General features: G+C 73.1%; 6 protein-coding genes. 2 read left to right on the top strand and 4 right to left on the bottom strand.

From position 1 onward, the window contains the following. Positions 1-667: DNA methyltransferase (locus VF794_RS41570; RefSeq protein WP_331119590.1), on the bottom strand; the 667-nt coding region annotated here is incomplete at its 3' end. 31 nt (positions 668-698) lie between these two features. Next, positions 699-941, bottom strand: coding sequence for a hypothetical protein (locus VF794_RS41565; protein ID WP_331119589.1), 243 nt, complete (start codon positions 939-941; stop codon positions 699-701). Positions 942-1,154: 213 nt separating this feature from the next. Between VF794_RS41565 and VF794_RS41560 the strand changes: the two genes are divergently transcribed. Continuing rightward, the gene (locus VF794_RS41560; RefSeq protein WP_331119587.1) at positions 1,155-1,547 is read left to right on the top strand and encodes a hypothetical protein; all 393 of its coding nucleotides are present in this window, start codon (positions 1,155-1,157) and stop codon (positions 1,545-1,547) included. Positions 1,548-1,568: 21 nt separating this feature from the next. On the opposite strand, the gene VF794_RS41555 is transcribed toward VF794_RS41560, so the two are convergent. Both VF794_RS41555 and VF794_RS41550 read right to left on the bottom strand, forming a co-directional pair. Next, positions 1,569-2,759, bottom strand: a complete 1,191-nt coding sequence (locus VF794_RS41555; protein WP_331119585.1) for a TfuA-like protein — start codon at positions 2,757-2,759, stop codon at positions 1,569-1,571. A gap of 11 nt (positions 2,760-2,770) precedes the next feature. Next, a complete protein-coding gene (locus VF794_RS41550; RefSeq protein WP_331119583.1) occupies positions 2,771-3,937 on the bottom strand; it encodes a YcaO-like family protein in 1,167 nt (388 codons plus the stop codon). Positions 3,938-4,018: 81 nt separating this feature from the next. Between VF794_RS41550 and VF794_RS41545 the strand changes: the two genes are divergently transcribed. Then, a complete protein-coding gene (locus VF794_RS41545) occupies positions 4,019-4,486 on the top strand; it encodes a peroxiredoxin (RefSeq protein ID WP_331119581.1) in 468 nt (155 codons plus the stop codon). Positions 4,487-4,499: the final 13 nt, after the last annotated feature.

Genomic DNA, 4,499 nt, shown 5'->3' with positions numbered 1-4,499 from the left:
GTGCCGCCGACGGCATCGAGCCACTGCCCGCGAACGGATCCAACACCCAGTCCCCCGGCCGGCTCCAGGTGCGCACCAGGGGCTCCAGCACGGAGAAGGGCTTGTGGTGGGGGTGGTTGCTCCAGCGCGCCGCCTCGGCGTCGTCGTCATAGCCCCCCACCACCGCCCAGACAGTGGGCAGGCCCGCCGGGTCCATCGGCGGCTCGGGCGTGCGCGAGAGCACCAACGCCACCTCGTACACGCGCAGCGTCTGCTCGTTCGCGTTCTTGTCCGTGGTGCGCTTGCCCCAGGTGTACTCGCCCCGCAGGTGGCCGTAGCCCAGCGAGCGCGCCACCGCGAGGATGGGATCCTTGCCCAGCAGGTTCGTCCAGATGGCCAGCGTCGCGTCCGGGGTGAGGTGCGCCACCGCCCGCGTCATCCACGCCTCGGTGAAGACACGGTAGTCCCGCACCGTCTCGAAGCGCACGATGGGGTTGCGGTCGATCTTCTTGTTCGCGCGGGGGTCCCTCAGGTCTCCCCCCTTGCGGCGCCGCGTGAGCAGGCAGTACGGCGGGTCCGTGTGCAGGAAGGCGGCCTTGGCCTCCCCCAGCACCGCCCGATAGCCCTCGGGCTCCCGCGCATCGGCGCGCAGGCAGCGCCAGGACTCGCTCTGGTCTTGAGGATTCATCCAGCGTGCACCCTACTCCAGCCGCTCCGCTTCACCACCGCGGCATGAGCGGCTGCGCCCGCGTGACGGCGAGGATGTCCCCCACGGACACCCGCGCGTGCGACTTGAAGACGGCGAAGTCGTCCCCCTGCTCGGTGACCACGTCCAGCACCTCATCGATGAAGGCCTCGCCCTCGCGCAGCTGGACCGCCACCGGCCGGTGGCGCAGGACCGCCTCCTCGAGCACGTCGATGAAGTCACAGCGACCGACCTCGTCCTGGCATATCCGGGTCATCGTCTCGCCACCTCCGGCGCCGTCCCCTCGCGCCGCCGTCTGGTAAGGGTAATGCCCACCCGCCTCCCTCACAGTGTCAGCCGGTGGTTGCAGGCCTGCCCGCCCTCGTTGGCTGACGCACACCCCTCGGGGGAAGGCCCGCCCGGGAGCGGTCCCACCAGGGAGGCCGATGGTAACTCGGGGAAACACCCCTCCGCCTGGAGATGCCCCACCATGCGCCCGTCCCCGCTCGTTGGCAGTGCGCTGCTCGCCCTCACCGTCCTCGGCTGCACCCCCTCACCCCAGGAGGTCTGCCACCAGATGACCGACCAGCTCTGCGAGCGGAACTTCGCGTGCCGGACCGACAAGGATACAGCCCCGTTCCAGTACGTCTATGGGGCCAACGTGGACGAATGCAAGGCGAAGTTCTACGCCGCCAATGGCTGCGGCGAGCGCACGGAGGAGGCGCAGAACTGTGTCGGCCCCAACGCGGGCAAGAGCACCTTCCACATGGGCGAGTTCGCGGACTGTCAGGATGCCCTGAACGCGCTGTCCTGCCAGGAGTACGTCAACCAGCAGAACGACCCGAAGCTGACTCCCGCCATCTGCCGGCAGATCTGCGACTGACCGCGCACCCTCGCCCCAGGCTCAGCGCTTGCGCCGACTCCGCTTCGGGGTGACGAGCCCCCGGGCCTCCTCCACCCAGCGGCCCTGGAGGCGCGCCTCGTTCGCGAGCGCCTCGTCCCACGAGGGCCCATCCGGCAGCAGCCGCGTCGCGTGCTCGAGGGTGAGTCGCTCCAGGGCGCGTTCCTCGCACAGTCGCCGCAGCTCGTGCGCGTCCAGGCCACAGGCGGCGAGCCAGGCCTCGCGCTCCTCCGGCGACAGGCCCAGGTGCGCCCACCATTCCGCCTCGGCCCGTGCCACCTCCTCGGGGGTGGGGACGAGCCCGAGCGTCCGCGCCCACCCCGCGAGCAGCGCCCGCCGCAGTCCCTCCTCGGCCAGCGCCGCCGCGTCGGGGGCCTCGCGCAGCACGTCGAGCACGTCCTCGGAGGACACGAGTTCCTCTCCCAGCGCGCACAACCCCTCCACGAGGCGACGGCGCCGCACGTACGAGGACGGCGCGGCCCGATGGGTGCGCGCTCGCGCCGGGGCCGGCACTCCGGAGGCGACGAAGGCCCCGGCGGCCTGGATGCAGGCCCGGGCATCCTCGCGCTTGAGGTCCTCCAAGCCCCCGGCGGCCCAGGCGTCCCACTTCGCCCGGGTAGCCGGACGCCAGGCCTCGGCCACGGCCGCGAGTACCCGGGGCCAGGTGCGGTCCTGGTAGAAGAGGGCCGCGGCCGCGTCCACCAGGGCCTGGGCCTCGCGAGGCACGAGCACCCGCGCGCCCCTCGCCAGCCGGGCCGCGTGGCGCACGTTGACGAGCGGCACCGAGAAGGGGCGGAAGCCGTGCTCCGCGTCGGCGTGGAGCAGCGCCACCTCGGAGTCGTCCACCAGCTCGCCCCGGCGGTAGGCCTCGAAGATATGGCCCACGCCCACCATGCCGTGCTCGGCGAGCTCCGCCGCGCGCAGGGCGCCCATGCTGGCTCCGCCGAATACCGTCACCCCGGCATCGAGCGCGGCCAGCAGCTCGTGGTGCCAGACGGAGGGCTGCGCCTCGAAGACACCATCCACCAGCGCGATGGCCCGGGGGCGCAGCGAGAGCGCCCGCCACACGTCCCCCTGGCGGGCCGGTGGCAGCACGCGGCAGGGCGCCAGCGCGAGGGCCTCTTCCTCCGGCAGCGAGGGGCCGAGGAAGACGACGAGGTCATCGGGACGGGAGGGGGCCGGACGACGCTTCACAGCAGCTCGTTTCACAGCAGCTCCGAGACACGCAGGCCGGGCACCACCACGCGCACCACGTGGAGTCCGGGAAGAGGGGCATCCAGCTCGACGGCGGCGGCCCGGGGGAAGCCCGCCCGAGCGAGCCGGGTGAGGACCTCGCGCACGGCCTCCTCCGGCGAGGACACCGCGTCGGAGAGGTCGGGCATGGCCTCCACGCCCCGGCGCGGACGCACCTCGGCGCAGGCGGCGGCCAGGGCGAGGGCGGCCTCGTGGTCCGTGGCGGCCACGTCCTCGCGTGCACCATGAATGTCGGTCAGGCGGGACTGCGCCGCCTCCAGCAGGGCGCCGAGCAGGGCCTGCTCCCGCCCCAGCCCGCATGCGTAGCCCGCCGCCAACGGCACGGGGCCCTGGTCCTTGTCCACGAGCAGGGCCGCGCCCACGGGCAGGGCCGCCGCACCGGGTGACCGTGCGCCGGGGGTGAGGTCGAAGAGGTGGACGTCGAAGCCACGCAGCCCCAGCGACCGGGCGAGCGCCGCCGTGCGCGGAGCCCCCGCCTCCAGCCCGGCGGGACGCAGCATGCGCGAGCGGAGCGCCTCCTCCGTCCAACCTTCCGGGAGGACCCGTGCGAGCTGGTCGCGCTCGGTGGCCTCCAGCAGCGCATGCAGGAGCGCCCGGGCGCGCTCGGGGTGGGCGCCCGAGCCGTTGCTCGTCCACTGCACGCTCACCGGGCCGAGGGACGGCGCGCCCGAGGGAGGGCAGTACACGCCCTGGGCGGGGACGAGCACGGGCGCGCCGGAGTGCAACTCGGTGGCCTCGCGCCAGGCACAGCGCACCTCGTGGCCCCACAAGCGGGGGGCCGCCACCCCGCCCCGGGTGCCGAGGGCCTCGGCGCCCCAGGCGGCACGCTCCCGGGACTCGAGCCCCGCCAACGTCCCCCAGACGAGCCGCTCGGGCGGTACCGTCTCGGCCGCCCACAACTCCGCCGTCTCCAGGAGGGCCCCGGCCGCCGCGGCCTGGAAATCCAGTCCCTTGCCGTTGCACACCTGGAGCACGTACCCGCCTGGGCGTATCGCGGCCACCACCTCCACCCCAGCCCGGTCCAACCCGGTCACCCGTGCCACCCGGGTGACGCCGAGGGCGCGGGCGAGTCGGTCGAGGAAGGAAGGTGGCAGCGGGTCGGCGGGAAGGAGGGCCACGGTGGGACTCGGGGCGATGGGATGCGTGGGCGCGGCAGGGGGAACATGCTAGGGGAGAGCGGGCCGAGGAGGCCCAAGAAGATGCTCGACGTGGGAAATTCCGCCCCGGACTTCACCGGGACTGATTGCCAGGGACGCGCCTTCTCGCTCTCCGCCATGCGGGGGCGGCGCGTGGTGCTCTTCTTCTTCCCCAAGGCCTTCACCATCGGCTGCACCGAGGAGACCCGGCACTTCCGCGACAACCACGAGCGCCTCCGCTCGCTGGGGGCCGAGCTGGTGGGCGTGTCGGTGGACACGGTGCGGACACAGTGCGCCTTCGCCGAGCAGGAGAACATCCACTTCCCGCTCCTGGGTGACGAGCAGCGCACCATCAGCAAGGCGTACGACGTGCTCTGGCCCATGCTGAACGTGGACCGGCGTGTCACCTACATCATCGACCCGCGGGGCCTCGTCGAGACCGTCATCCGCCACGAGGTGCGCGTCTACCGGCACCTGGATGACGTGCTTCGCTACCTGACGGACCACCCCCTGCCCCAGGCGGGCGCCTAGGCGTCCCAGGTGC

The organism is Archangium sp. (assembly GCF_036389735.1).
Taxonomy (GTDB): domain Bacteria; phylum Myxococcota; class Myxococcia; order Myxococcales; family Myxococcaceae; genus Archangium.
The sequence above is the reverse complement of the archived record's forward strand: the minus strand, read 5'-3'. Positions and strand labels throughout refer to the sequence as shown.